At 68.8% G+C, this 25161-nt stretch carries 21 protein-coding genes; 2 read left to right on the top strand and 19 right to left on the bottom strand.

Annotated elements, in window-relative coordinates:
• Positions 1-23: 23 nt before the first annotated feature.
• The 11 genes from AB1L88_RS01655 to AB1L88_RS01605 form a co-directional block, all read right to left on the bottom strand.
• Entirely contained in the window at positions 24-686 is a 663-nt protein-coding gene (locus tag AB1L88_RS01655; protein ID WP_367094883.1) for an HAD family phosphatase, read from the bottom strand.
• A gap of 123 nt (positions 687-809) precedes the next feature.
• Positions 810-1658: an acetyl-CoA carboxylase, carboxyltransferase subunit beta gene (gene accD, locus AB1L88_RS01650; RefSeq protein WP_367094882.1), complete on the bottom strand. Its 849-nt coding sequence runs from the start codon at positions 1656-1658 to the stop codon at positions 810-812.
• 150 nt (positions 1659-1808) lie between these two features.
• The gene (locus AB1L88_RS01645) at positions 1809-2399 is read right to left on the bottom strand and encodes a histidine phosphatase family protein (RefSeq protein ID WP_367094881.1); all 591 of its coding nucleotides are present in this window, start codon (positions 2397-2399) and stop codon (positions 1809-1811) included.
• Positions 2396-3145, bottom strand: a complete 750-nt coding sequence (gene rpe / locus AB1L88_RS01640; protein ID WP_367094880.1) for a ribulose-phosphate 3-epimerase — start codon at positions 3143-3145, stop codon at positions 2396-2398. Before rpe ends, AB1L88_RS01645 begins: the two co-directional genes overlap by 4 nt.
• A gap of 583 nt (positions 3146-3728) precedes the next feature.
• Entirely contained in the window at positions 3729-4925 is a 1197-nt protein-coding gene (locus tag AB1L88_RS01635; protein WP_367094879.1) for a phosphoglycerate kinase, read from the bottom strand.
• Between the two features lie 242 nt (positions 4926-5167).
• Positions 5168-6175 carry a type I glyceraldehyde-3-phosphate dehydrogenase gene (gene gap / locus AB1L88_RS01630; RefSeq protein WP_367094878.1) on the bottom strand — a complete coding sequence of 336 codons (1008 nt, stop codon included), beginning with the start codon at positions 6173-6175 and terminating at the stop codon, positions 5168-5170.
• A gap of 292 nt (positions 6176-6467) precedes the next feature.
• Positions 6468-7049: a hypothetical protein gene (locus AB1L88_RS01625; RefSeq protein ID WP_367094877.1), complete on the bottom strand. Its 582-nt coding sequence runs from the start codon at positions 7047-7049 to the stop codon at positions 6468-6470.
• Positions 7050-7198: 149 nt separating this feature from the next.
• Complete coding sequence (locus AB1L88_RS01620) at positions 7199-8608, bottom strand: hypothetical protein (protein ID WP_367094876.1); 1410 nt, start codon at positions 8606-8608, stop codon at positions 7199-7201.
• 172 nt (positions 8609-8780) lie between these two features.
• Complete coding sequence (locus AB1L88_RS01615; RefSeq protein WP_367094875.1) at positions 8781-9881, bottom strand: hypothetical protein; 1101 nt, start codon at positions 9879-9881, stop codon at positions 8781-8783.
• 406 nt (positions 9882-10287) lie between these two features.
• Positions 10288-11685, bottom strand: a complete 1398-nt coding sequence (locus tag AB1L88_RS01610; RefSeq protein WP_367094874.1) for a hypothetical protein — start codon at positions 11683-11685, stop codon at positions 10288-10290.
• On the bottom strand, positions 11682-12926 hold the full coding sequence (locus AB1L88_RS01605) for a hypothetical protein (protein WP_367094873.1): 1245 nt from the start codon (positions 12924-12926) through the stop codon (positions 11682-11684). The genes AB1L88_RS01610 and AB1L88_RS01605 overlap by 4 nt, the downstream gene beginning before the upstream one ends.
• Positions 12927-13281: 355 nt before the next feature.
• Between AB1L88_RS01605 and hemQ the strand changes: the two genes are divergently transcribed.
• Positions 13282-14130: a hydrogen peroxide-dependent heme synthase gene (gene hemQ, locus AB1L88_RS01600; protein WP_367094872.1), complete on the top strand. Its 849-nt coding sequence runs from the start codon at positions 13282-13284 to the stop codon at positions 14128-14130.
• A 149-nt stretch (positions 14131-14279) separates the two neighbouring features.
• Entirely contained in the window at positions 14280-14546 is a 267-nt protein-coding gene (locus AB1L88_RS01595) for a DUF2007 domain-containing protein (RefSeq protein ID WP_367094871.1), read from the top strand.
• An 82-nt stretch (positions 14547-14628) separates the two neighbouring features.
• Here the strand turns inward: AB1L88_RS01595 and AB1L88_RS01590 are convergent, their stop codons facing one another.
• From AB1L88_RS01590 to AB1L88_RS01555, 8 genes are all read right to left on the bottom strand, one after another.
• Positions 14629-16038, bottom strand: coding sequence for a sigma-54 dependent transcriptional regulator (locus AB1L88_RS01590; protein ID WP_367094870.1), 1410 nt, complete (start codon positions 16036-16038; stop codon positions 14629-14631).
• Between the two features lie 111 nt (positions 16039-16149).
• Positions 16150-16689, bottom strand: coding sequence for a hypothetical protein (locus AB1L88_RS01585; protein WP_367094869.1), 540 nt, complete (start codon positions 16687-16689; stop codon positions 16150-16152).
• A 6-nt stretch (positions 16690-16695) separates the two neighbouring features.
• The gene (locus AB1L88_RS01580) at positions 16696-18609 is read right to left on the bottom strand and encodes an ATP-binding protein (RefSeq protein ID WP_367094868.1); all 1914 of its coding nucleotides are present in this window, start codon (positions 18607-18609) and stop codon (positions 16696-16698) included.
• Between the two features lie 179 nt (positions 18610-18788).
• On the bottom strand, positions 18789-20276 hold the full coding sequence (locus tag AB1L88_RS01575) for a M48 family metallopeptidase (protein ID WP_367094867.1): 1488 nt from the start codon (positions 20274-20276) through the stop codon (positions 18789-18791).
• 304 nt (positions 20277-20580) lie between these two features.
• Complete coding sequence (locus AB1L88_RS01570; protein ID WP_367094866.1) at positions 20581-21270, bottom strand: hypothetical protein; 690 nt, start codon at positions 21268-21270, stop codon at positions 20581-20583.
• A gap of 251 nt (positions 21271-21521) precedes the next feature.
• The gene (locus AB1L88_RS01565) at positions 21522-22229 is read right to left on the bottom strand and encodes a DUF1326 domain-containing protein (RefSeq protein WP_367094865.1); all 708 of its coding nucleotides are present in this window, start codon (positions 22227-22229) and stop codon (positions 21522-21524) included.
• A 211-nt stretch (positions 22230-22440) separates the two neighbouring features.
• Positions 22441-24120, bottom strand: a complete 1680-nt coding sequence (locus tag AB1L88_RS01560) for a DNA-binding protein (protein ID WP_367094864.1) — start codon at positions 24118-24120, stop codon at positions 22441-22443.
• Positions 24121-24247: 127 nt separating this feature from the next.
• Complete coding sequence (locus AB1L88_RS01555; protein ID WP_367094863.1) at positions 24248-24655, bottom strand: hypothetical protein; 408 nt, start codon at positions 24653-24655, stop codon at positions 24248-24250.
• Positions 24656-25161: the final 506 nt, after the last annotated feature.

Below are 25161 nucleotides of genomic sequence, written 5' to 3'. Positions count from 1 at the left end.
AGGGCGAGGCCGTGCCCCGGTCCTCAATCGTCGCCGAAGCCGAGGGCGAGCAGCACCGCGTCCACGTCGGCCAGGTCGTCCAGGAAGGGTGATTCCCCGACCCAGACCCCTCTCGCATGGCGATGGCCGATGGCAAGGCTCCGGAGCCCCGCCGCGCGGGCCGAGGCGAGCCCCGCCGCCGAGTCTTCCAGGACCACCGCCTCGTGAGCGGACACCCCCAGCCGTTCCAGGGCCGTCCGGTAGGGCTCGGGGTCCGGCTTCGTCCGGGCGACGTCTTCCTTGGACACGATCGTGGCGAATGCCGCCGCGATCGTGCCCGACCTGAGCACGCTCTCGACATCCTCCCGCCGGGCCGAGGTGACGACCGCCAGTATTGCCTGCGGTCCCAGCCGCCGCACCAAGGGGACGACTCCCGGATAGAGTCGGGGTTCGTCGCCCAGCATCGCCGCGGCCAGATCCTGCTTCCGCCCCACCCAGCCGTCGATCGCGGCCTCCTCCAGCTTCTTGGCCGCGAGGATCTCGCCCAGGAAGGCCCGGTCGTCGATCTCGGCCGCCCGAGAGCACTGCTCAGGGGTGACCTCCAGGCCCATCGTGGCGAAGACCCGTTCCCAGGACGCCACATGAACATTCTCGGTGTCGGCGATGACGCCGTCGAAATCGAAGAGGACAGCCCGGGGCCTTGTCATCGGTCTCGCCTGCGATCAAGAGAACGGGCGGACCGGGACGAATCGGCCCGCGGGGTTTGCCCCAAGCGGTCGCGGAAAGGGGCCGGTGAGCGCCGGATGCGATGCCTTCCGCGTCAATCGCGGTCAGGGGGTGACGTAATTGAGCAGTTGGGCCAGGGTGCTCCGCAGGTCGTGGCGGTGCACGATCCGGTCGATGAACCCGTGGTCGAGCAGGAACTCGCTCCGCTGGAACCCTTCGGGCAGCTTCACGCGGACGGTCTGCTGGATGACCTTCGGCCCGGCGAAGCCGATCAGGGCCTTCGGCTCGGCGAGGATCACGTCACCCAGGCTGGCGAAGCTGGCGGCGACGCCCCCCATCGTCGGGTGGGTCAGGACGCTGACGAAGAAGCCACCGGCCGCGTGGTATCGCGCCAGGGCGGCGGAGGTCTTGGCCATCTGCATCAGGGAGAAGATCCCCTCGTGCATCCGGGCCCCGCCGCCGGAGCCGGAGACGATGACCAGGGGGAGCTTCAGGCGCGTGGCCTCCTCGATCGCCCGGGTGAGCTTCTCGCCGACGACCGAGCCCATGCTCCCCATGATGAAGCCGGAGTCGGTGATGCCGAAGACGGTCCGGATCCCCTTGATGAACCCCTGGCCGACCACGGCGGCCTCGGTCAGGCCCGTCCGACGCTGCTCGGCCTCGACCCGGGTCGGGTACGGCCGGCGGTCGTTGAAGCCCAGGGGGTCGCCCGGCCGGAGGTCGGCGAACCATTCCTCGAACGTGTCGGCGTCGAGCAGGTCGGCGATCCGGTCGCGGGCCGACCGGGTGAAGTGATGGCTGCACTGGGGGCAGACGTGGCGATTGCGCTCGACTTCCTTGCGGAAGAGGGTCGCCGAGCAGCCGTCGCAGCGCATCCAGACCCCCTCGGGGACCTTCTTGCTGGCGGCGGGCAGGGCGACGGCGTCGGACGAGGCACTGCGCTTGGAGGCCATGGGCGGAGTCGCTCCGGTGGGGGCGACGGCCGGGCTGGGGCTCCGGACATCGGCGTGAGGGGTGGTGAGCTGTTCCATCGATATCGGGCTCGCGGGGAAGGGAAACACGACGAGTCGGGACCCCCTCGGAATCACGAGGGTCGCTGCGACTCAGGGGGGTGATCGATCGTTCCGACCCTCGGCGACGACCTCGATCCGTTCGAAGTCGCCGGTCGGAACCGGTTCGAGCAGCAGGACGGAGTCGTCGCGCTTCAGGAAGCAGGAGACGAGCCGGGCGATCGGCTCGGCCACGACGAGGCCGATCGCCTCGTCGCGGTGCCTGCGGAGGATCGGCCGGAGGGCCGCGGTGATCCGGGCCAGCGCGGTCTCGACCGGCTCGCCCTGGGGGGGGCAGACCGTCCGGGGGTTTTCCTGCCACTGGCGAAAGAGCTTGAGGTTCCGGCGCCGGATCTCGTCGATCTGCAACCCCTGCCAGAGTCCCTGGTCGAGGTTCCGCAGTTCCTCGATCCGGCGGACCCGCAGGCCGAGGGCACGGCCGACGGTCTCGGCCGTCCGAACGACGCTCTCGCCGGGCCCGCAATAGAGCGCGGAGATCGCCACGCCATTGCCCGAGAGGCGGTCGGCCAGCTCGGCGACCTCGGCCCGGCCCCGGTCGCTCAGCGGGACGTCGAGGATGCCTTGGACCCGGTTCTGCTCGTCGTAGACCGTGGCACCGGGTCGGATCAGGAGCACCTGGGTCATTCGAGTGACGGGTTCGCCGTCCCGCCCGGGACGCCCCCGCCTCGTTCGAGCCCGCGGCGAGCCGCCTCGGCCACCTCGCCCAGCGCCGCCGCGTAATTGCCATCGGGGCGATAGGTGGCCGAGCCGACGACCAGCTGGGTCGCGCCGGCTTCCGTCGCCCGATCGGCCGTCGAGGCATTGATGCCGCCGTCGATGGCGATCCGCAGGCTCGGCCGAGCCCGGCGGATTGCCCGCACTTTTTCCAGGACTTGCTCCTGGAACGACTGGCCCCCGAAGCCGGGCATGACGCTCATGACCAGGACCGAGTCCAGCCGCTCAAGGAACGGCTCGACCGCCGACCAGGGGGTCGGGGGGTTGATGACCAGGCCCGCCCGGCAGCCGAGGTCGCGGATCTTCCGGAGCAGATCGGCCGGGGCCGGCACCGCCTCGGCATGGATCAGGATGCTGTCGGCCCCGGCCTCGGCGAAGGCGTCGAGGTAGTCGGCCGGATTGCTCATCATCAGGTGGGCATCGAACGGCAGCTCGGTCACCTTGCGCCAGTCGGCCACGACGGGGGGCCCGTAGCTCAGGTTCGGCACGAAATGCCCGTCCATCACGTCCAGGTGGAGCGCGACCACCCCGGCCGCCTCGAGGGCGGCGATCTCCCGGCCCACCCTGGCGAAATCGCAATCCAGGAGCGACGGCGTGACCAAGGGCGCCTCGGCGCCATCCCAGACCTTCAGTCGCTCGGTTCGATCGCTCGGCATCGGATCACCTCGGGTGACCTCGGGCTTCGGAGCGTTGACAGGGCCGCTCCGCCCCGGTCCGATGACCGACCCCACATGCCCCATCCCATTTGAGCACCAGGGATCGATCGTCTCTCTATACCACTGCCAATCGCGAAGGTCCAGAGAATCCGCCGGCCTTCTCCGCTCGATCCTCCCGCCGATCCCCGGGATCGAGGGGCCCTCGAACGGACGCACAGACGAACCCAATTTACCCATCCCGCTTCTTTTGCATTCCTGATGCCATGGGTCGGAGGGCAGAGGAAGCCGATCGGAGGATTCGCCCGGGGCCGTTACGTTCCATCGGACATTCACGGTGCTCGGATCGCTCGAAATCCGCAAGGGGTTCGCGTCCCAGCGGTTTCGGGCGGTGAGGACCCTGGGCAAGGGCCAGGACTCTGGCGGCGACCGGGCGTGCCCCTTCCTCGCGCAGGCCGGCCGGTTCGGGATGCGAACACGCGGCGAGGCCCTCGGGGCATCCGGGGAGGGCCGGTCCGGGACGCTCGGGGAGGCGAGTCGCCTCGCGGCCCCCCTTCCCCGAGTGGGTCCGAGTCTCGGCCAGGGATCAGGAACGATCCGGGATGACCCGGAGCGAGTTGAAGGTCTTGCCTTCCAGCGATTCGAGGAAGGCGCCGCCGCCGGTGGAGACGTGGGAGACCTTGTCGGAAAAGCCGAACTGCTCGACGGCCTCGGCCGTCTCGCCGCCGCCGACCGCCGTCACCGCGGGGGAGGCGGCCATCGCCTCGGCGACGGTGAGGGTCCCCTTGCGGAACGGCTCGTCCTCGAACTTGCCCATCGGGCCGTTCCAGACGACTGTGCCGGCGTTCCGGATGATCTCGGCGTAGGCCTCGGCGGTCTTCGGGCCGATGTCGATGCCGATCTGGTCGTCGGGGAGGTCGGAACCCTCGACGACGGACGTCTTGGCTTCGTTTGGATCGAGCGAGGTGGTGACCAGGTGGTCGCTCGGCAGGACGATCTTGTCGCCGCCGAGCTCCAGCAGGTGCCGGGCGACGTCGAGGCGGTCTTCCTCGCAACGGCTCTTGCCGATGGCATGCCCCTGGGCCTTGAGGAAGGTGTAGGTCATCGCGCCGCCGATGAGCAGCGTGTCGACCTTCTTCAGGAGGCTCTCGATCACGCCGATCTTGTCGGAGACCTTGGCCCCCCCCATGACGGCGACCATCGGGGGCTTCGGCTGGCCGAGCAGCTGGTCGAGGATCTGCAACTCCTTCTCGACCAGGAGGCCGATGGCCCGGCGGTCTTCCGGGAATTGCTCGGGGACGGCGAGCATCGACGCCTCGTCGCGGTGGCAGGTGCCGAAGGCGTCGTTGACGTAGCAGTCGGCCAGGCCGGCGAGCTGCCTGGCGAACTCGGGGTCCCCCTTCTTCTCCCCCTTGTTGAAGCGGACATTCTCCAGGACGACGATCTCGCCGGGCTTCAGGGCGGCGCACCTGGCCTGGGCGTCGGGCCCGACCGTGTCGTCGGCCTTCTGCACGGGGCGGCCGATCAGCTCCTGGAGCCGGGCGGCGACCTTGTCCATGCGGAAGGGGGCGTCGGCCTCGGGGTCCCCCTTGGGGCGGCCGAGGTGGCTGACGAGGATCAGCGAGCCCCCCTGGTCGAGGATGTGGGTGAGGGTCGGCAGGGCCGATCGGATCCGGCGATCGTCGGAGACCTCGCCGTCCTTGGTCTGGGGGACGTTGAAGTCGACCCGGACCAGCGCCTTCTTGCCCTTGAAATCCAGGTCCTTGATCGTCTGCTTGGCCAAGGTAGTGGTCCTTTTATCCGCTCGGTGCGGGATCAACAGGTCGTCGGGCCGATCGATCCCCGTTTGAATCGTGAATCGGGCCGTCGGCTCGTCGGTCGAGCCCTGAAGAGGCGGAGGCGGAGGCGGGTGCAAATGCGGATGCAGATCGAGACGACGCCCGGCCTCCCCGGTCGTGAACGAGGGATCGGCCGGGCGTCGTGGCTTGGGAACGCGTTGGCAAGATCGTGACGTGGGGTCCTGGCTTAGAGGGCCGCCATCTTCGCGATCAGCTCGGCGGTCCGGCAGGAGTAGCCCCACTCGTTATCGTACCATGCGCAGGTCTTCAGCAGGTTGCCCTGCATGACCTGGGTCCAGTCGGGGACGAACACGCAGGAGTGGGGGTCGGAGATCACGTCGCTGGAGACGATCGGGTCGGTGACGTAGGAGATGATCCCCTTGAACGGGGCCTTCGACGCGGCCTCCTTCAGGGCGTTGTTGACCTCGTCGGCGGTCACGTCGCGCTTCATGACCGTCGTCAGGTCGACGATGCTGCCGGTCGGGACCGGGACGCGGAGGGAGATGCCGGTGAGCTTCCCCTTCAGCTCCGGGATCACCTCGCCGACGGCCTTGGCGGCGCCGGTCGTGGTCGGGATCGTGTTGATCGCGGCGGCCCGGGCGCGGTAGGGGTCGCTGTGGATCTGGTCCGACACGCGCTGGTCGTTGGTGTAGGCGTGCACGGTCGTCATCAGGCCCTTCTCGATGCCGAAGGTGTCGTTGAGCACCTTGGCGAGCGGGGCGAGGCAGTTGGTCGTGCACGAGGCGTTGGAGATGATCCGGTGGTCGGCCTTGAGCTGCTCGTCGTTGACGCCGAGCACGACGGTCAGGTCGAGGGCGTCCTTGGCCGGGGCGCTGAGGACGACCCGCTCGGCGCCGGCGTCGATGTGCTTCTGCAGGCCCGCCCGGTTGGTGAAGAAACCGGTCGATTCCAGGGCGATCTGGCAGTTGAGCGACTTCCAGGGCAGGTTGGCCGGATCCTTCTCCGCCAGGATCGGGATCTCCTTGCCGTTGACGATGATGGCCTTCTCGGCGGCCTCGACCGTGCCGTTGAACCGGCCGTGGACGGAGTCGTACTTCAGCAAGGTCGCCAGCTTCTTGGCGTCGGACAGGTCGTTGACCGCGACGATCTCGAAGTCGTTGGACCGCTCCGCCAGGACGCGGAAGACCAGGCGGCCGATCCGACCGAAACCGTTGATACCAACACGAACAGCCATGGAGAGAATCCCCGAGTCGTTAAGGAACCCGTCAAATCGAGCGTGCAAGTCGTGGAGGCGAAGGTCGCAAGTCGTCGTTTCGTAAGCGACTTCGTTTCGACGTTATGGCGCGGATTATAGAAATTCGGCTTTCGGCCTGTCAATCCAGCCCGTCCGCCGGGCCCGGTCCTTCTGCCCGGCGTCGGGCTGCGGACCCCACCAAACGACGCGATCGGGGCGAGGCCCCAGGCATCCGGGCCTCGCCCCGATCGCGTCGGAATCACACCGCAAATCCCTCGAAACGCCGCCCGGGTCAGTGCGGCTTGAACCAGGATCGCCTGGGGGCCGCGGGCACGTAGTAGAGCTGCACCGGGCTGGCCTGGGGCGCCGCGACCGACTGCGAGACGACCGGCGCGAGATAGGTGACCGCCTGCGGCTGCACCGTGACCATCTGGACCCTCGGCTGAGCGACCGCCTGCAACTGCAACTGCCCCGACGCCTGGGCCGAGGGGGCGGCCGCCTGGGCCGAGGGGGTAGACCGGCCCTGCTCGGCCTCGATCACCGTGATCTGGATGGACGGCGGTGCCTCGGGTCGCTCGGGGGGGACCTGCTGCTGGAGCTGGACCACCGACTTCGCCAGGCCGCCGAAGGTCGGCACCGCGACCAGAGCCTGCTGCGCCGGCACCTGCACGACGCTCACCTGGGCCGGCTGCGCGGGGAGGGCGTAGAGGACCGCGGCCGGGGCCGCCGCGGGCTGGGCCACCGGCACGGCGATCAACTGCCCTTTCTTGCGGAAGAAGTCGCCGGCGACGGCGGAGCCTTCCCCGGGCCCGGACGCCAGGAAGACGACCCCGAGCAAGGCCAGGCACCGGATTCGGTTCGAGGGCAACGTCATGGTCGTTCGCTCCTGTTTCGTGTCGTGTCCCGGCAAGGGATCACGCAACCTGACTTGTCGTGTCCTGGTCGATTCGATCGATCAATCAAGAACGGGCGCGGTCGCGAACCACCGGATTCGAGAGATGGGCGACCCGGCGGGACGCCCGTTTAATTCCAGGGGAAGCACCACCGAGGGGAGCGGTCGGGGACCTCGACCCAGGTCGGCCGGGGCGATGTCGGCACCGTGATGACGGGGGGGACCGTCACCACGGGCGGCTGGACGATGACGGGGGGCTGCCTGGGGCCGATGAGCGGACCGTGCTCGGCGAGGATCTGCTCGACCTCGTCATCGACCGCGTCGAGGAAGTCCCGAGGGAGCGTCTCCACGGTCCGACCCGAGAGTCGCGCGGCGTGTTCTCGGAAGAACTTCCGGAGGGTCGCCCGGCGCGTCGGCAGGTCGATCCCGGCGACGATCAACCCCTGATCGACGGCCCTTGCCAGCCTCGCCAGCCGCTGGAGCTGTTCCGGGGCCAGTTCGAACGGTTCGACGGGGGCGGGCTCCTCGGGCTCGGAAGGCTCGCCGTCGGGATCGGTCGGGTCACCGTCACCGTCACCGTCGCCGTCGGGGGAGGAGGTGGTGGGCGTCTCCGGGGGAAGGGCCACGGGGATCCCGCGGGCGGTGAGTTCCGCCATCGCCCGGATTTGCTCCCGGGCCTGTCGGGGGGGGGATCCCCCGGGGTTGCGACGACCCAGGGTTTCTTCCAGCCGAGCGACCCCGAAGTGTTCGAGCTGGTCGACGCGATCGTTGATCCCGGGCCACTCGCCCGAGATCTTCCACTCGGCATTCTTGCGCCGGATCAGCTCGGCGATCCCATCGAGCTCGTCCTGGAGCAAGGTGTCGGCGGCCGGGCCCGCGTCATCGGCCGCCGGCCGGTCCCCCGAGGCGACCCGGCGGGCCATCGCGAGGATGAACGCCCGCTCGACGTCCAAGAGCTCCCGGGGATCGTTCGCCGGCGAGACCGCCCTGGCCGCCATCGCGATCGCCTCTCGATCGAGCGTCTCCCGCAGATTGGCCTGGTCGATGTTGGTGGCCTTCAATTGCTCGAAGCGATCGGCGAGGGTCTCCGAGAGGATCGACTCGAACGGTCGCAGCCGGACCGGGGCCGAAGACAAGGCGCTGGGCGAAGGGCCCCGATCGGGTTCGGATGGCTCCGGCGGCTGCGGGTCGTCGAGGACGATCGACACGAGCCGGCCGGCCTCCTGCTTCAAGGGGTCGGGGAGGAGCAGGAGCTGATCCTCGGGGAGCCCGGTCCGCATCACGTTGTCGATGAGCTGATAGGCCTCGATGAGCAGACGGCCCCTCAGGGCGTCGGCGGCGAGGTCGGGATCCGCCGCGAGCAGCTCCTCGTGGACGCCTTCGAGCGTCCGGCGGAGCAGGTCGAACCGGTCGGGGGTCAGCGACTCCGCCTGCCGATCGGCCGATCGACCTGGCTCCTGGGCCTCGACCCGCCCCATCGAGGCCAGCCCGCCCAGGAACAGCAGGACGATCCGGAAGGTCGTCGCGCCGGGTCGATTCACGGGGTTCCCCCTCCCGTTCGAGATGCAGATGCCGCCCCTCGCCGGCCCGGACGGCCTCTCCCGCGGCACGTCCGGGGACGCGGGGGGAGAGCCGTCGGCCAGCCAAACCACGCAAGTATAGCAGCCAAATTGAGCCGAGGCGAAATCGGGCGTCGCGGGGAGGTCTGGCGCGTCAGCCCGCCTTGCGCACCAGGAGCCCGTACGACCCGAGGCCGGTCCGGAGTCGGTGGCGGAGGTGCAGGCGATAGTGGCCCGGGGCCAGATCGCGTTCGATCAGGGCGTTCAGGCCGTTCGGGCTGCTGCCGTGGTGGTCGTCGGCCAGGATCTGCTGGTTGGCGTCTCGGAGCGTGAGGACCCAGTATTCCTCCCGGCTGCCGGAGGGGGTGAAGGTCTCCATGACGTAGCGCCCGGGCGCCGCGACCTGGAAGCCGAACGGGATCTCCGCCCCCCGGATCGGCAGGATTCCGGTGAGGGGTTCCCCCAGGGTCAGCGGCAGGTAGCCGGTCGGCTCGGTCGGGACCGAGGGGGGCGGCTGCGTCGCGTCCCTCGGGTAGAGCGAGGCAATATAGCATCGGTCCCCCTCCGAGAGCTCGTAATTGAGCCGGGTCGCCGTGACGGGCCCCCCGGCGATGATCGAGGCGGGGAAGGCGTAGAGCATGATCGACTTCGGGTCGAACTGCGTGGCGTTGTGCAGCAGCTCGATCCGGGTCGGCTGGATGACCTGCTCGCGGACGGTCTGCTGGTCCCAGCGGTGATGCTGCCAGAAGTAGTCGTAGACCTCGGGGACCTTGAAGACCAGCCCTCCCCGGGGGTTCTGGTGCTCGTGGATCAGGCCGAGCGCGTGCCCGAACTCGTGCAGGACCAGGCGTTTGACCTCGTTCGGATTGGCCAGGACGTCGTCCGTGAAGCCGAGCGTCATCGACGGCAGCCGCCGATCGATCAGGACCGAGCCGGTGCCGATGTACGACTGGAAGATCCGGGTCGGCGGCATCGTGACCCGGATGTGGGCATCGACGAAGCGATCGCGGCCGAGGAAGTTGAACTTCAGGTTCGCCGCGGCTTCCCAGTCGCGCACGTGAGACTTGACCAGGGCCTGGACCGACGGGTGGCCGTCGAGGAAGACGACGTTCAGTTGCAAGGGCCCTCGCCTGGGGCGGTCCCAGAGGGTGCTGGTGAGTGCCCCGGCGCGGAGCTGGCCGTGGGCGCTCATCTGTTCGATCGGCTGCTCGGCCGTGCAAGGGACCGGGAGCATGGTTTCGTGATCGTGGGCCATGGTGCGAATTCCAAATCAATGAGGTAGTGACAATGGGGTGCGCCGCGGAGATGGAGGCAGGGGGACGCTGCGTCTGGCGTGACGAAACCCGCCCGCCCCCCTCACCCCGGCCCTCTCCCCGTTGTGCCTGCCTGGCGGGGAGCGGGGCCGGGAGTGCTCGTCGGGAAATCGGGGTGGGGCGTCCACGACGGGAGCTAGCGGATCGGCAGACCTCGTTCTCTAGAAATCATCTGAGAAATGGCGAGGCTTAGTCACAAAATCTCGAAAGATTGCGCGGTTCGGCTCAAGATTCGGCCGAAGGACCGGCCGAAGTGGGGGTAATCGCGGGCACCTGGTCCGCTCAGGACGTGATGAGGGCAGCAAGAATCACTGCCCTGACATCGCGAGATTGGGCAAATCGCCCGGCTCAACGCCTCCACCAGGGGCGTTTCTTGGCCTGATGGCCGTTGAAGGGGTGGCCGAGGTGTCCTCCGGCGGGCTCCGACTGGGGCGAGGGCACCGCGGCGGGATAGGCAGGGGCCGCCGGGACCAAGGTCGGGGCGGGGGACGCCTGGACCGGCAGGGCCGTCAGGGGGACCGTCGCCGCAGCCGGGATCGCCGAGGCGGGGACCAGGGCCAATGCTCCGGCCGGCTGCGGGGTCGGCTCGGGTCGGGGGAGCCGGACCCGGGGGTGCCCGTGTCGTTCCAGGGCCTCGCCGACCTTCAAGAAGCCCTTGCCGAGCGCCCCGATCATCGCATTGACCACGTCGGGATTCTGGAGGAGCAACGCCACGGCGGTCGTGCCCACGACCGACTGCTGCGGGGCGACGGCCAGGCCCGTCATCGGGGCGGCCGACACGAGACTCGCCCCGGGATGAGCGGGGGCGTAGGCATAGGAAATTTCGGGAGCCATCGCCGGCGGGCTTTGCGGAGAGGGTAGCCCGTGGCTCGGCACCGAGGTTTGAGGGACCGCGAACAGGTTGGGGGCCGCCTGCGTCTGTTGCCCGCCGACGACCGCGTAGTTGACCGTCGGGGCCGCCTGAGGCCCCTGGACGATCGTGATCTCGGGGGGGGGCATCTGCCCGAGCATGATCCGAGGGGCCTGCGGCTGGATGTAGATCGACGGCGACTGCTGCTGCACGACGATCGGCGGACCCGACTCCTGCACCACGACCGGGGACAGCGACGAGGGGGCCGACTGCCCGACCGGGATCATCCCCAGGGCGGGCGGCTGCGGCTTGCCGGGCGGGGGAGGGGCCTGGGCCGGCTGCTGGGGAGACGGCACGGGGACCGCAACGGTCTCTTGCCGGTCGCGATGCAGGAGTCCGGCCGGGCTGACCGCCGAATCGGTCCGGGCGGCGCCACCCCCGTCGCCGAGCAATCCCATCGAGCCGATCCAGCCGGCGACCTGGGCCGAGTCGGTCGGACCGTCGAGCGACCCGAGTCGGACGAGGGCCCCGTCCCGGCTCCCGTAGGCGAGCAGGGTCGGGAATGACCGGATCCCGAGCCGCTCGACCCGGTCGGCGAACAGTTCCACGGGCATCTCGGCGAACATGGCCCGGCGACCGATGGAGCTTCCCAGCAGGTCCCTGGCCAGGGCGTCTCGCAAGGCGACCGACGCGGGGAACGCCCGGGAGGTGACGACCACCACCGTCGGCCGGCCCGACCGGATCGTCTCGTTGAGCGCCTGGGCGCAGTCCTCGAATCCGGCCGAGGGGCCGGCCGGGCCCCGGGCCTCGGCCTGCGAGGCCGAGAGCACCGGCGAGGCGAGGAACAACAGGCCCAATGCCCACCGAACCCGCGACTGCCTGCTCGACGTGATCATCGCATCCCCCTGCCCTGCTCCGTGGTTGCGGAGGCCTGGTCGATGTGAGGTTGAGGTGAGTCGCCCCCCGGAATCGCTCCGAGGCGATCCGACGACGCGACGGATCGGAAGCCGTCGGCGATCCTGCGGAACTGCTCGGCCAGGACCGAGCGGGCCTGCGGGGAGAGGGGGGCGGCCATCGCCTCGGGCCGGGCCAGGTCGATCCCCCGGCCGCCCAGCTCGGCCAAGACCGCGGCGCTGATCGGCTCGAACACCCGGCTATTCCAGCCTTCTCTCGCCCCCGGGTCCTCCGGCAAGGCGGCGTCGAGCCGGAGCGCGATCTCGCGGAAGGCCTCGGCGGCCGAGGCATACAGGTCGATCCGGCCGGCCACCCCGTCGAAGACCTCGGCCACATTGCCGGCCCGCTCGGGGCCCCCCGAGACGTCCCGGAGGGCCGCCGCGGCGATCGCGGAGATGGTCGATCTCGCGGGATCGGCGGGGGTCGCCGCCATCGGGGCGGGCCGCGTCGACTCGCCCGATCGCACGTCGACCGCCACGAAGGCCGGCGACGAGATGGCGTTGCCCGAGGCGACGACCAGGGCGAAGCGGTATCGCCCCGGGGCCTCGGGGACGAACGTGTAGATGTAGCGGTCCTCGATCGCCAGGGCGACCGGAGGCCCGTCGACCTGGAGCCATCGGTAGCCGATTTCACCCTTCGGCGTGCTCCGGATGCCGTTGAGCGTGACCTGCCGGCCGACGATGGCCGGCTGATCGTCGCCGGCGTCGGCGATCAGGTCGGGAGGGGCCGAGTCTTGCCCTCCCCAGCGGATCGGGACGTGCAGGGTGGTCAGATCGACCCCCTCGGCGTTGCGGACGACCAGGACGAAGGCCATCGAGCCGACGGCCCTCGGCACGATCAGGGTCGGCGAGCTGGAGGTCGGGTCGTCCAGATCGGCGGGCGGCCCCCAGGCCTGTTGCCAGCGGTACCGGAGCGCCTCCCCCGTGGATCCGTCCCCTCGGAGCCGGATCCGGAGGCCGGGAGAGACCTCCCCCTCCACCTCGGCCCGGGCCGAGACGACCGGCGCCGACGCCTCCGGGACCGGCCGGATGACGTCCTCCGGAAGCGGCGCCGGCACGGGAGGTTCGCCGGTCGAATCGCGGGCGAGGCCCTCGGCCCCCGTCGTCAGCAGGAAGGTCAGGACGACGACGCGCCCGGTCGGGCCAAGGCCAAGGATTGGCCGCGCTCCGATTGGTCGTCTCATTGGCCCCCCTCCTCTTTGAACGCCTAAGAGTGCCATAGCAGTCCGCCGGCACGTCACTTTTAAGTTCGGATCGACGAACCAGGCCGCTAACTTGAGCAGCATCGTTGTCGCAGGCAAAATTCGTCCGAAGCGGATCACTCGGAAGACCGCGCGAACCGGGCCGAGAGTGGGAGGCAATCCGCCCCGGCGGGCGGTCGTTTGCTTGTCGGGGGGGGGCGATGCCCCTTAGAATGAGGGACAAATCCTCGAACAGAACCATTCAACCGGGATCGGACGAGCGACCGTTTCAGGAAGGACACCGTCGATGGACGAGGGGACGCAACGGCCATCGGGCACCGGGCTCCGGACGCAACCGATGCAACACGGCCACCGACCGGCCGCGGCGGAACAGGTGCCGGCCACCTTGGTCCCGGAAACCGGCTGGCATTTCCTGCACCTGTTCTACCGGATCGACCGCGAGGTGCTGGCCCGCCTCGGCCCCGAGGCCCGAGAACAGGGCCGATCGGACGTCCTGGCCGCCCTCTCGACCGACCCGGCCCCGGGGATCGAGCAGCGGCAGTGCTTCGTGACCCCCGGCCACAAGAGCGACTTCGGCGTCATGATGGCCGGCCCCGACCTGAGGGCCATCCACCGGGTGCAGACGGCACTCCAGGCGTCGGCGATCGGGCCGGCGTTGGTGCCGACTTATTCCTTCTATTCGATCACCGAGGTTTCCGAGTACGTCCCCGACGCGGAGCAATACGGCGCGATCCTCCGGGATCGCGAGGGGATGGACCCCGAGAGCTCGGCCTACAAGGCCAAGGTCAACGCCTACGCCAATCGGCTGGAACCGATGAACCGTCAGCGGCTCTATCCGGAGTTCCCCGACTGGCCCTGCTTCTGCTTCTACCCGATGAGCAAGATGCGCCAGGGGGAGCAGAACTGGTACCTGCTGCCGTTCGAACCGCGCTCCCAGATGATGGCCGAGCACGGCCGGAGCGGCATGAAGTTCGCTGGGAAGGTGTCCCAGGTCATCACCGCCTCAACCGGCCTCGATGACTGGGAATGGGGCGTGACCCTCTGGGCCCGCAATCCGGCGTACCTGAAGGACATCGTTTATACGATGCGGTTCGACGAAAGCTCGGCCCGCTATGCCCTCTTCGGGGCCTTCTACTTCGGCTTCATCGTACCACCCGCGGAGCTGCTCGAGGCGGTCCGCCTGTGATGAATCGCGGCATCGCAAGCCTGTCAGTGTCGAGTGTCGAGTCATGTCAGGCAGCTCAAGTCGCCCGACTGCCAGGCGTCGGTCGGGATGCCCGGGCGACCCCCGTTCCCTTACCCGCGACCCGGTCGATCAAACGCGCGAGGCTCATCATGGACCAAGACGAACTGACCCCCTGCTACCAGGCCCTGAGCCTGATGGAAGCCAAATTCATCGCCGACCAGCTCAACGCCGAGGGCATCAAGGCCGTGTCCGACGGGCAGGACATGCAGGACTTCCTCGGGGCCTGGGAGGGCAATCCCCGGGTCTACGTCCGGCAAGGCGACCTGCCTCGGGCCGAGAAATGGCTCGTCGAGTACGAGGAACACCGGAAGCGACACGCCGACGAGGAATTGAAGCGTCAGCAAGGCCCCGCCTGACCCCGAACGATCACGCCATCGGAGGGCCGTCACGGGACGAGGCCCCGCCGCCCTCCGATGGTCCGATCGCAGTCAACTCACATTATGATCGTTGAAGCTGATTGATCTTGTTGTAGAGCGTCTTGAGGCTCACCCCCAGCTCCTTGCTGGCGGCGGGCTTGTTCCCCTTGTGCTTCTCCAGGACGACCTGGATGTAGTGCAGCTCCAGGTCGCGGAGGGTCGGCGTGCCTTCCGGGATGGCGATGTGCGGGCCGCCGCTGGCCGCCGGGGTGGCCACGAGCGAAGGGGCGGGAGACCGCCGGCCCATCCCCTGGGTCGGGAGGTGTTCGGCATGGATCGCCCCCCCCCGTGCGAGGATCGTGGCCCGCTCGATCGCGTTGGCCAGCTCGCGGACGTTCCCCGGCCAGTCGTGGGCGATCAGGGCCTCGACGGCGTCCTCGGCCAGCTCCGGGATCGGGCCATGGCGACGCCCGGCGTATCGCTTGAGCATGTGCCGGGCGAGCAGGGGGATGTCTTCCTTCCGCTCCCGGAGCGGGGGTGAGTAGATCTCGAAGGTGTTGATGCGGAAGAAGAGGTCCTCGCGGAACTGGTCCTCGGCGACCATCTCGCGCAGGTCCCGGTTGGTGGCGCAGAGGACCCGGACATCGGCCCGGAAGGGCTCGTTCTCGCCGACCCGTCGGATCTCGCCCGATTCGAGGAAGCGGAGCAGCTTGACCTGGAGCCCCTTGCTCAGCTCGCCGACCTCGTCGAGGAAGAGGGTCCCCCCGTTGGCGACCTCGAACAGCCCCTTGCGGTTCGTCTCGGCCCCGGTGAAGGCCCCCTTGCGGTGGCCGAACAGCTCGCTCTCGATCAGGTTCTCGGGCAAAGCGCCGCAGTTCACGGGCACGAATGCCTGATCGGCCCGGAGGCTCCGCTCGTGCATCGTCCGGGCGATCAGGTCCTTCCCCGTGCCGGTCTCTCCCAGGATCAGGACCGTGGCCTCGGTGGGGGCGACGGTGTCGATCAGGTGCATCACGTCCTGCATCACCGGCGTCTCGCCGACGAGCATGGGCGTTCCCCCCTCGGCGGCCTTCAGGCGCGTCTCCAGGGCCGCGGCCTTGTTGGTCAACGATCGCCGCTCCGCGATCCGGTTGAGGACGACCTCCAGCTCGGCCCACTTGCAGGGCTTCGTCAGGTAGTCGAACGCGCCGAGCCGGAGGGCCTGGACCGCGGTGTCGACCGTGGCGTGGCCGGTCATCAGGATGACCTGGGTCTCGGGGCTGAGCTGGCGGAACTTCTCGAGCACCTCGATGCCCGTCAGGCCGGGCATCTGGATGTCGAGCAGGGCCGCGTCGAACCGGCCGCGCTCCAACGCCCGGATGGCCGCCTGCCCGTCGGGGCAGGTCGTCACCTCATGACCGAGCCGCGGCAGCTCGCGTTCCATCAGGTCGCGGAGATAGTCCTCGTCGTCGGCGAAGAGGATTCGCAGGCCGCCATGCTGTGTCTTCTCCATGATCGAGTCTCCTCCTTGAGCGGTCTTCGGCGCCCTCGCCGACGCGAAGTCGACCCGGGCAGGGTCGGGCCGACGGGACGAACCCCATCGGCCCGGCCGGGGTGCGTCGAATCAGCGGCTCGGGTCGTCCTTGCCTTCGGTCGGATCGGGGATCGGGTGGAGCACGAAGAGGTTCGTCTCGGACTGGGCGCGTGTCCGGAATTCCTCGGGGTACTCGTCGCCGATCAGGTTGTAACAAAGCATGACGAACGGCTCATCATTCTCGTTGGTCCCGCGCGTCATGATCCCCCTGGAGGTCTGCCCCACGGCATCCGAGGGGCCGCCGGTCGATTTCATGTCGATCCGGTGCGGCCTGGCGTCGAGATCGAGGGTATAGGTGCAGGAATACAGCTCGTTCTCCTCGGCATCGAGCACGACGATCATATCCTGGGTGATCCGGACCACGTGGGACGCGATCCGTTCCTGGGGGATCGGGTCGCCGTCGCGCTCCGCCGAGACAATCTTGTAGAAGCCGGCATACGTCTTCGGGGAAGACGGATCCTGGACCGGCTTATCCCCGAGCGCCTGGCCGTCGTCGGCCCGGGTGGAGGAGGCCGGGCAGAGTGCCACCAGCAGGGCGACCGCGAGGCTCGAAATCGAAATCATGCGCATGGCTGTTTATCCTTGAATCGAAAGGTTCGGGGAGGTCTGGGCGTCGTCCTCCCCTGTCGCCATGCCAGGCTTGCAAAGCGGGTGCCGACCGCGGGCGGGCTCGGCCGCCCCCCGGTCACGCCGCGGCGTCTGGGTCTGCGTCGGGAGCCGGACGAGGAAGGTCGAGCCGCACCCCTCTCCCGGGCTCATGGCCATGATCTCCCCGTGGTGCTGATTGATGATCCGGTGGGAGATCGAGAGGCCGAGCCCCGTGCCCTTGCCCGCCTTGCGGCGGGTGAAGAACGGCTCGAAGATGTTCTCGAGCACCTCCGGGGCCATCCCGCAGCCTTCGTCCCGGAAGGTCAGCTCGGCCCGCCCCCCGCTGACGCGGGCCTCGATCCGGAGCGTCTTGCCCGCGTCCATGCTGTCGAGCGCATTGACCACCAGGTTCAGGATGACCTGCTTGATCTCCTGGGGATCGACGAACGCGACCACGGCCTCTCGGGGCTGGAAGATGATCGTCTTGTCCCGATATTTCCCCATGTGACGCATCATCTCGACGACCCCTTCGATCAGCTCGACGAGGTTCGTCCGCTGGCTCTGGATCTCGCCGCAGCGCGAGAAGTCGAGCAGTTTCTCGGTGATCCGCTTACACCGGAACGATTCTTCCTGGATCATCCGCAAGTAGTCGCGGACGACCCGGGAGTCGCCGGTCCCCTCGGGATCGGCGGTCCGGAGGACCGGCTCCAAACGCCCTTCCAGCGCCTCGGCGCAGAAGGCGATCGAGGCCAGCGGGTTGTTGATCTCGTGGGCGACGCCGGCCGCCAGGAAGCCGACCCCCGCGAGCCGCTCGGAGCGGACCAGTTGTCGGCTCCGCTCGGCGACCTGCTGCTCGAGGTCGGCATAGGTGGCGCCGAGCCGTGTCGTCATGTCGTTGAAGGCCTCGGCCAGGGCCTGCATCTCGTCGCCGGTCTGCAGCTCGATCTGGTAGTCGAACGACCCTCTCGCGACGTGACGGACCCCGCGGTGCAGGAGCCGGATGGGGGTGAACAGCCATCGGTGGACCAGCTTCGTCAGGCCGCAGAGCATCGCCAGCACGGCGAGCGCCACGGTCCAGATCAGGACCCGGCTCGACTGGTAGTGACGCTTCGAGGCTTCGAGCACCAGGAAGAAGTCGCTGTGAAGCTTGTCCGGGAGGGCGATGGCGGAGGAGGTCAGCCGATCGAGCCTCGCCCGGGTCAGGGCGAACGGTTCCCAGGGCCCGGCGTTGAGCAGGTTCGCCTCGGGATGCCGGGCCAGGTAGATCGAGGTCCGATCGATCAGGTGGTCGACCGTCAGGTCCGGCTGGAGTTGACGGAGGACCCCCGTCAGGTCGTCATCGATCAAGAAGGCCAGGGTGAACTCATCCCGACCGTCGGAACGGTTGCCCCGCAGGCTGTTGCGCTCCAGCTCGGAGTAATACCGGAGCAAGGCCCGCCGGGCCGTCTGGAGCCGGTTGAGGAGCCGATCGAGCAATTCCCGACGCCGGGCCTCGCGGTCGAGGATGGTGATGAACGGGCCCGACGTGCGCTCGACCTGGTCGTCGATCGGCGGCCTCCCCAGGCGGTCCGACTCGGCGCCGGCCAGGCCGACCAGCAGGAGGCCCGACCACCTCCAGGAGCCCGAGGCGGCGGGCCCCGCCGCCTCCGATTCCAGGACCGCGGGGAGCTCGGACTGGTCCGAGAGGAAATGCTCCAGCTCTCGATCGTCGAGATCGAGTTGCATGACCGCCTGCAGGAGATCCTTCGACGCCCCCAACTCTCGAAGCTGATCGGTCAGCGTCAGGTTGCTGCGATGGAAGGCCCGAAGGCCCACGACGGCGCCGGTCAGCAGCGTCATCATCATGGCGACAACCAGACTCAGGCCGACGATCAGCTTGAGCCGAATCGGCCAGCGGGGCATGGGGCGACCTCCGTGTCGGACCGTACCAGTCGGATGCTCGGCGTCCCCGGGGGCCGCCGCGTCCCCGGCAACTCCATGAGCCGGGGGCGCGGAACCTAACACAAAGCGTTCCGACTGAGAAGCCGGAGCGCGCCCTTTTTTCCTCAAGTCGATCGTCGGTCCGGTCGACGGGGGGCGGCTCATCGGAAGGAATCAATCGCCCCGGTCGTCACGGCGAGCAGCACCGCCGCCGCCAGGGCCAGCCCCAGCCCCAGCCGCACCCGCCGCAGATGGGACTGGAAGCGGCGCTCGACCTCGGGGCGGCCTTCCAACTGCCTCAGGAAATCGATCCGACGCGCGATGCTGCCGTGGCGCCACGAGGCTGCCCGCGGCTCCAGGCCGTTGAGCGTCGCCACGCTGCTCAATGCCTCGATGAAGATCCCGATCCCGACCGGGCAGAGCGCCTCGGGCACGCTGCCCGGGGCGGTCGTCGGATCGGCGTTGATGTCGCGATGCGGGGGGCAATCGGCCAGGTCGCACGAGACGACCCGGCACCCGAAGACATCCGCCTGACGCTCGAACCATCGCGAGAGGAAGCCGAAGATGACGAAGAAGTAGGCCAGGGCCAGCCCCAGGGCCACCGCGGCCTGCATCAGCAACTCGATCCAGCGGCTCCTCCCCCAGAACCAGAGCGGGGAGTCGAGGCTGAGGGCCTGATCGATCCCGGCGCTGAGCAGGGCCATCACCCCCATCGTCCCCAGGAAGAAGAGGCCGAAGTAGGTCAGATGGCGGTGGGCGATGTGCCCCACTTCATGCCCGAAGACCGCTTCGACCTGGCGAGGCGAGAGGTTCTCGAGCATGGCGTCCGTCAGCAGGACGTAGCGGAACCAGGGTAACGCCCCCGTCACCCCGGCGTTCACGAGGGTCCCGCCGGTATCCCAGACGAGGATGTCGGTGTAGCGGAAGCCGAAGCGACGGGCGAGTTGCTCCAGGCGGCTCCGGAGCGGGCCCTCGGGCAGCGGCCTCGACGGCCAACTCAACCGCACGAAGGCCGGCGAGAGGACCAGGATCAGCCCCCCCAGGACGGCGTAGACCACCAGGTGTACCCACGCCCCGACCCCGAACCTCGATTCGATGCGTTGATCGACCTCCATCACCAGGGCGAAGAGCACGGCGACCGGCAGCACCAGCCCGAAGGCGTGTCGCGCCTTCACGATCAGGTGGCCGCCCAGGCGGACCGGCTCCGTCAGGCGGGCCCGGGTCGCCTTCAAGGACCGTTCCGCGGGGAAAAGGCCGCTCCAGATCGCCAGGATCATCAGCAGGAACGGCAGCAGGATGACCGTTTCCTCGACCAGGAGCCAGTCCCGGAGCCGCAGGCGGTCCGCGACGACGTATGGCCATTCCAGCACGTAAATCAAGGCCGAGAAGGCCAGCAAGGCCGCGACCTGCAACGCCTGCGACGCCCGCAGCAGTTGATAGCGCTGACGGACTGTTTGCCCCGTCAGGGCCGCCTTGCGGACCAACCTTCTGCCGACCAGCGCCGAGATCAGCCCGAGCCCCAGCACCGATGCGGTCACCACCGCCAGGCTCTTCGAGAGGCTCGGCTCGAAACCGGTCAGGCCCGGGTTGCCCGGGACGATCGGCGACCAGAACGCAACGAAGAGCGCGACCAAGACGAGAAGGGGCATCCTTCGGACCTCTCAACGCCGAGGGGACCGAACGGACAGCTCGCGAACGGCCGGCGATGCGGACATCATGTCTGCCTGTCCCATGGAGTGTTCAAGGCCCGTTGAGGCCTTGTGCAGGAGGCTCGATCCGGCCAGACGCCCCGTGCCCCGGCACTCGGTCCGGACCACGACCGACCTCACGCGTCGACGCCCCGCGATCGCGGCGGATCGATCGGGGCCTGGCGGAAAGGCCGACCGATCGCCCAGGCGGTCCGACCGGCTCGACGGGGGTCGAGCCGGCTCGGTCCGGCTGCTTCGGCACCGATCAATGGGGTCCGGCACCGACGAAGACCAGTTGCGTCGTCAGGGCCTTCGAGCCATCCCCACCGGTTTCCAGGGGGATTTGCAGCACGACCGAGGTGCGCTTCTCCCCCTCGTCGTTGACGATCGAGGGGACGGTCGCATCCGCCCCGGCCGGCAACAGGAGGAAGATCGAGGGGTGGTTGGTCGCGGAAGGCCCGGTGCTGACCGCGTTCAGATCGTCCTGAGGAATCGGCTCAAGCTCGATGTCCTCGTCGGGCAGCGAGAGCAGGACGTAATCGCGAAACTTGCTGACACCCAGGTGGTTGCCATCGACCGGCTGCTGGCCATACCGCATGGTGTAGACACCGGGCAAGATGACCTGGTCTTTGTAATCGCCCGTGTCCTCGGCCAGGCGGACCGCGCCGACCAGCTCGCCGACCTGCAGGTAAGGGAAGATCACCGAACCGGTCGGCCCGGTAATGTCCCCCTGGGTCGGCAACCCCTTGCGGAGCCAGAGGTCGAGGTACGGCTTGCCGTCGGCGTCGAGGACCCGGATTCCCTGCTCCGCGAGCGCCTCGCGGACGGGAGCAGCCAGATCTTCGGGAGGTGCCTCGGAAAGGACCTCGGTGGAATAGGAGTCCTGCGCCGAGGCGGGCGGCCCGAACAGGGCCGCGAGAATCGCCGAGGCGACGATGATCGACATCGTACGCATGGGCCGTTTCATCCCTTTCGATTCGGTTCAATCGAGTCTGATTGGGCGGGGGAAGGACGCTCGGGCGGGTTGACGGGCGATCCCCGACCGCAGCCAGGCCCGGCCCGTCGGCCAAACCGGCCTCGCGGTCGAGGCCCCTTGCCTCGCGTCCCGATCCGGGGCCCGCCGGCCGATCGCAAAGGCCGGTCATGCCCGAGGCCCGGGACGCAATGCGCAAGGATACCAATCCGCATCTGCGTGAGCGGATCGAATCAGTAGGCGAAGTGCCCGACGAAGCTGCTCCGGGCATTGGGGGCCGCCCAGGTGCTCCCCAGGCCCTTGCCGCGGAAGGAGTGGGCGAGGGTGTAGGCCGGCTGCACCTCGACCCCTTCGGACAGGGGCTGATAGGCGATCACCTCGTTGCCGCAGACGCAATCATCGCCGCCCAGCGGCCGGGTCGAGATCTCGGCCAGGCCCTCGGCCGCGAAGCGGGCCGGGGGGGCGATCGGCATCAGGTGGTTCTTGTGCTCGGGGCCGTGGGCTTCCGTGTGGCAATGCTCGTCCACGTCCAGGTCGATCGCCGAGGCCTTCACGTCGACCACCTGGCCCAGTCGGGTGCCCCCCAGGCGCTGGGCCATCTGGACCAGGGCGGCGCGCTGCCGCTCGTCGGCCCGCTCGTCGACGATCATGACGGCGAGCGCCTGCTCCGGACGGTCCTCGGAGAAGGTCGAGGTCCCCCGGACCGCGGCGGCGACGGTCAGGCCGGTCAGGTCAACCCCCTCCCAGGAGCCTTCCGTCACCTTCCAGGCCATGACGGCTCGATCCCCGACGATGAACACTTCGGCGTTCGAGAAGCAAGGGCCGGTGAAGACGTCGGCGGTTCGGGCTTCGAGGTAATTGCCGCGCACCTGCACCGCCTCGTTCGCGAATGAGGCGGAACAGATCAAGACGCCGCAGAGTGCGGAGAAGATCGTGCGCATAGGTGTGAAACTCCTTGGCTCGGATCGAGTCGAAACGGCGAGAGAAATCGAACCGCTCTCCGAACGGTCGATTATGATGCGTTTCCGGAGGTTGCGTCAAGCAAAGGTCTTCGGGTTCGAGCAACAGGCCCTCCGGCCCGAAAATGGGGCCGGAGGGCCTGGCCAGCAACGGCGTGCCCCGGAAACATCCCCCCATCGCGGGGGGAGAGGGTCAGTTCTCTCCGACGATGACGTTGACCAGGCCAGAGGCGACGGGGGTGTCGCTCTGGTAGCTGTTGAGGTTCCGGACGACGTCCATCGTGATGAAGGCCAGCAGCATCATCAGGACGGTGGTCACGCCGAGGACGCCGACCCAGATGCCGCCCCAGGGGGGGCCGCCGGCGTCGGTCAGCAGGGCGCTCCCGCCCGCCTTGCGGCCGGCGGCGGGGGCGGCGGTGGCCGCCGCGGCGGCGCCGGCGGGCTCAAGCTCCTCGTCCCAGCCGACGCCTTCCATCTCCTCGGAGTCGGACACCTCGGCATCCATCGAGCCGCTCAGGGCGTCCTCGGCGGCGATGGCCGGCCCGAGGGCGGTGGCGGCACTCTGGTCGACATCCTCCTCATCGAGCGCGAAGACCTCGGAGGCCGAATCGCTCTCGTCGAGGTCGAAGTCGCTGTTGGCGTCGATCTGCATGGTCGCGTCTTCGCCGCTGTCGAGGGCATCGACCTCGAAGTCGGTGTCCTCGAAGATGTCCTTCTGCCCCTGGTCGCGGATCGGCAAGGCCGTGGCCGAGGGGTCGCCGGCGGCCCCGAGGCCGGGCATGGCCGTCGCGCCCGGGTCGGGACGCTCGGCGGCGGGCCGAGGGGCGGGCTTCGACGCGGCGGGCCGCTTCTGCTGCGCGTCCTCGTCCTCGATCGGGGCCAGCTCGATCGATTCGGCATCCCCGGAGAGGCCGCCGACCTGCTGCAGGTTGATCCCCGAGTCGCTCGGCCGGCCGAGGTTGACGCCGGAGGAGGAGGGTTCGGCCCCGGTCACGTCCGAGTCGCTCGGCCGGGGGGCGGCCGATTCGAACTCGTCGCTGGCGTCGAGGGCCGTCAGCTCGAAATCGCTGCCCGATTCCGGCTCGAGGGCGTTGATGACGCTCGAGGGGGTCAGCTCGAAATCGCTGTCATCTTCCTCGTTGACACGGTCCCCTTCGCCTTCGGCTCGGATCTCGCCGGACGACCCGATCGGGCTGGGACGCAGGGTCGTCTCGTCGCTGGATCCGCCTTCGGCCACGGCGTCGAACCCCCCAGAGTCGTCATCGTCGGCGAAGTCGGACGCGCCGAACGGCTCGAACGACTCCTGGGTGTTCTCGTGGACCAGGGTCACGTCGGAATCGCCGGGGGTCAGCGGGGGGACGACATTGATCTCGCCCGAGAGCTGGACGTCGGAATCGCTCGCCCCCTTGGGCCCTTCGGGGACCAGGCGGACGTCGGAATCGCTCGGTTGCTTGCCGGGCGTGTCCATCCCCAGGATGTGAGAGCTGGAGCCGCCGCCCATCGGCAGCGAGGTGTCGTCCAGCAGGATGTCGGCGTCCGACCCCGACTCCTGGGACGGGACGGACTCCATCGAGGCCGGGTCGAGGTCCGACCGCGCCACGCCGAGCTGGAAGACCGAGTCATCGGCCACGTCCGACTCGTTCGTCTGATCGCCGGTCTGATCGGTCGGCAGTTCGAGATCCGAGAGGGACAGCTCGGGGTCGCTGCCCATCCCTCGCCGGCGGGCCAGTTCGTCGATGTCCGAGACGCGGAAGCGCCACGAGCCGCTGTCGAGGAAGGCCCGCACCTCGCGATGCTGGGCCTTCTGCTTCAATTCCTCGGCATTCATGCCGAGGGCCTGGGCGGCCTCTTCCAGGGTGTAAAACTGAGCCATTGGGACGTGCTCCTCGCTTCGCATTCGGCCGGTCGGCCGTTTCGAATCGATTCGGTAGTGGTCGGCGGTGCCGAGATCCGAGGGGAGGAGCGTCGCGTCGGCGGTTCCCGGCCGCGAGCCCCTGGAATTATTGCCCGGAATTTCCCCGAGGACGAGGGCCGGCGACCATGGCCTCGACCGCCGCAACCTCCGGGGGCAGGTTGTTGTACTCCGAAAGCTTCAAATCGGACCCGAACTGTCGAGCGGCCTCCAGCTTGATCGAACCCCCTTTGAAGCCATCGATCTTGTACACGGCCATCGCCTGAGTTCGCGGATCAATCAGGACCAGGCGGGTGGTGCCCGGATCCCCGGGGGCCGAGATGGTGAGGCTCATCAGCCCGTTGGCCGAGGAGGCCGATCCCGTCTCCGCGTGCACCCCCCGAGCCGGGTTGCCCCCCAGCATCCAGGCCAGGGCCAGGCCCAGAAAGGCGCCGGGGAGGCCATAGCCCAGCATCCGACCGATCCTCTGCTCCGACGTCGTCCCGATCGGTCCCATCGCTCTCCTCCTTGTCTCGATCCGACCCGATCTCCTTCGTTCGAATTGATCCGGGATCCCTGATCGCCACCGGCGAGGGTCGCGATCGAGGAGGGCCCGGATCCGGGCATGGCCGAGGGCCGACCGTTCGGTGACGGCGTGTCACGACGACGCTTGCGAGACCAGTCTATCACACCGCGAGACGATCCAGGGGATGCGTCCCCAGAAGCGCGGCGGCCAGGACCGGCCAATCGGGGCGACGTGTGTCGGTAATGCTCCACGTTCCGATTGTAGGGATCTCGTCCGAGACTGCAAGTCCGCCCGGCCGTCGCACCCCTTCGACGACCGTCGCCGGGGGCACGTTCCCCGGCCTCGGGAAAAAATTGTTGGAACTTTGCTTGAATCCGCCACTGGGATTGAGGTACGTTGAACTCGCTTTCTTCCCGAGACCACGCGCGTCTCGCCGCCCGAGCGCGATCGAGGCCACGACCGTTCTGGCCTCGATCCCCCGCCGACCCGCCGGGTGG

The organism is Tautonia sp. JC769 (assembly GCF_040717455.1).
Taxonomy (GTDB): domain Bacteria; phylum Planctomycetota; class Planctomycetia; order Isosphaerales; family Isosphaeraceae; genus Tautonia.
This window is presented reverse-complemented; position numbering and strand designations above follow the sequence as displayed.

Coding starts and splice junctions, on each gene's coding strand:
- AB1L88_RS01655 (WP_367094883.1), bottom strand. CDS start 686: ATGACAAGGCCCCGGGCTGTCCTCTTCGATTTCGACGGCGTCATCGCC.
- accD (WP_367094882.1), bottom strand. CDS start 1,658: ATGGCCTCCAAGCGCAGTGCCTCGTCCGACGCCGTCGCCCTGCCCGCC.
- AB1L88_RS01645 (WP_367094881.1), bottom strand. CDS start 2,399: ATGACCCAGGTGCTCCTGATCCGACCCGGTGCCACGGTCTACGACGAG.
- rpe (WP_367094880.1), bottom strand. CDS start 3,145: ATGCCGAGCGATCGAACCGAGCGACTGAAGGTCTGGGATGGCGCCGAG.
- gap (WP_367094878.1), bottom strand. CDS start 6,175: ATGGCTGTTCGTGTTGGTATCAACGGTTTCGGTCGGATCGGCCGCCTG.
- AB1L88_RS01625 (WP_367094877.1), bottom strand. CDS start 7,049: ATGACGTTGCCCTCGAACCGAATCCGGTGCCTGGCCTTGCTCGGGGTC.
- AB1L88_RS01615 (WP_367094875.1), bottom strand. CDS start 9,881: ATGGCCCACGATCACGAAACCATGCTCCCGGTCCCTTGCACGGCCGAG.
- AB1L88_RS01610 (WP_367094874.1), bottom strand. CDS start 11,685: ATGATCACGTCGAGCAGGCAGTCGCGGGTTCGGTGGGCATTGGGCCTG.
- AB1L88_RS01605 (WP_367094873.1), bottom strand. CDS start 12,926: ATGAGACGACCAATCGGAGCGCGGCCAATCCTTGGCCTTGGCCCGACC.
- hemQ (WP_367094872.1), top strand. CDS start 13,282: ATGCAACACGGCCACCGACCGGCCGCGGCGGAACAGGTGCCGGCCACC.
- AB1L88_RS01595 (WP_367094871.1), top strand. CDS start 14,280: ATGGACCAAGACGAACTGACCCCCTGCTACCAGGCCCTGAGCCTGATG.
- AB1L88_RS01590 (WP_367094870.1), bottom strand. CDS start 16,038: ATGGAGAAGACACAGCATGGCGGCCTGCGAATCCTCTTCGCCGACGAC.
- AB1L88_RS01585 (WP_367094869.1), bottom strand. CDS start 16,689: ATGCGCATGATTTCGATTTCGAGCCTCGCGGTCGCCCTGCTGGTGGCA.
- AB1L88_RS01580 (WP_367094868.1), bottom strand. CDS start 18,609: ATGCCCCGCTGGCCGATTCGGCTCAAGCTGATCGTCGGCCTGAGTCTG.
- AB1L88_RS01575 (WP_367094867.1), bottom strand. CDS start 20,276: ATGCCCCTTCTCGTCTTGGTCGCGCTCTTCGTTGCGTTCTGGTCGCCG.
- AB1L88_RS01570 (WP_367094866.1), bottom strand. CDS start 21,270: ATGCGTACGATGTCGATCATCGTCGCCTCGGCGATTCTCGCGGCCCTG.
- AB1L88_RS01565 (WP_367094865.1), bottom strand. CDS start 22,229: ATGCGCACGATCTTCTCCGCACTCTGCGGCGTCTTGATCTGTTCCGCC.
- AB1L88_RS01560 (WP_367094864.1), bottom strand. CDS start 24,120: ATGGCTCAGTTTTACACCCTGGAAGAGGCCGCCCAGGCCCTCGGCATG.
- AB1L88_RS01555 (WP_367094863.1), bottom strand. CDS start 24,655: ATGGGACCGATCGGGACGACGTCGGAGCAGAGGATCGGTCGGATGCTG.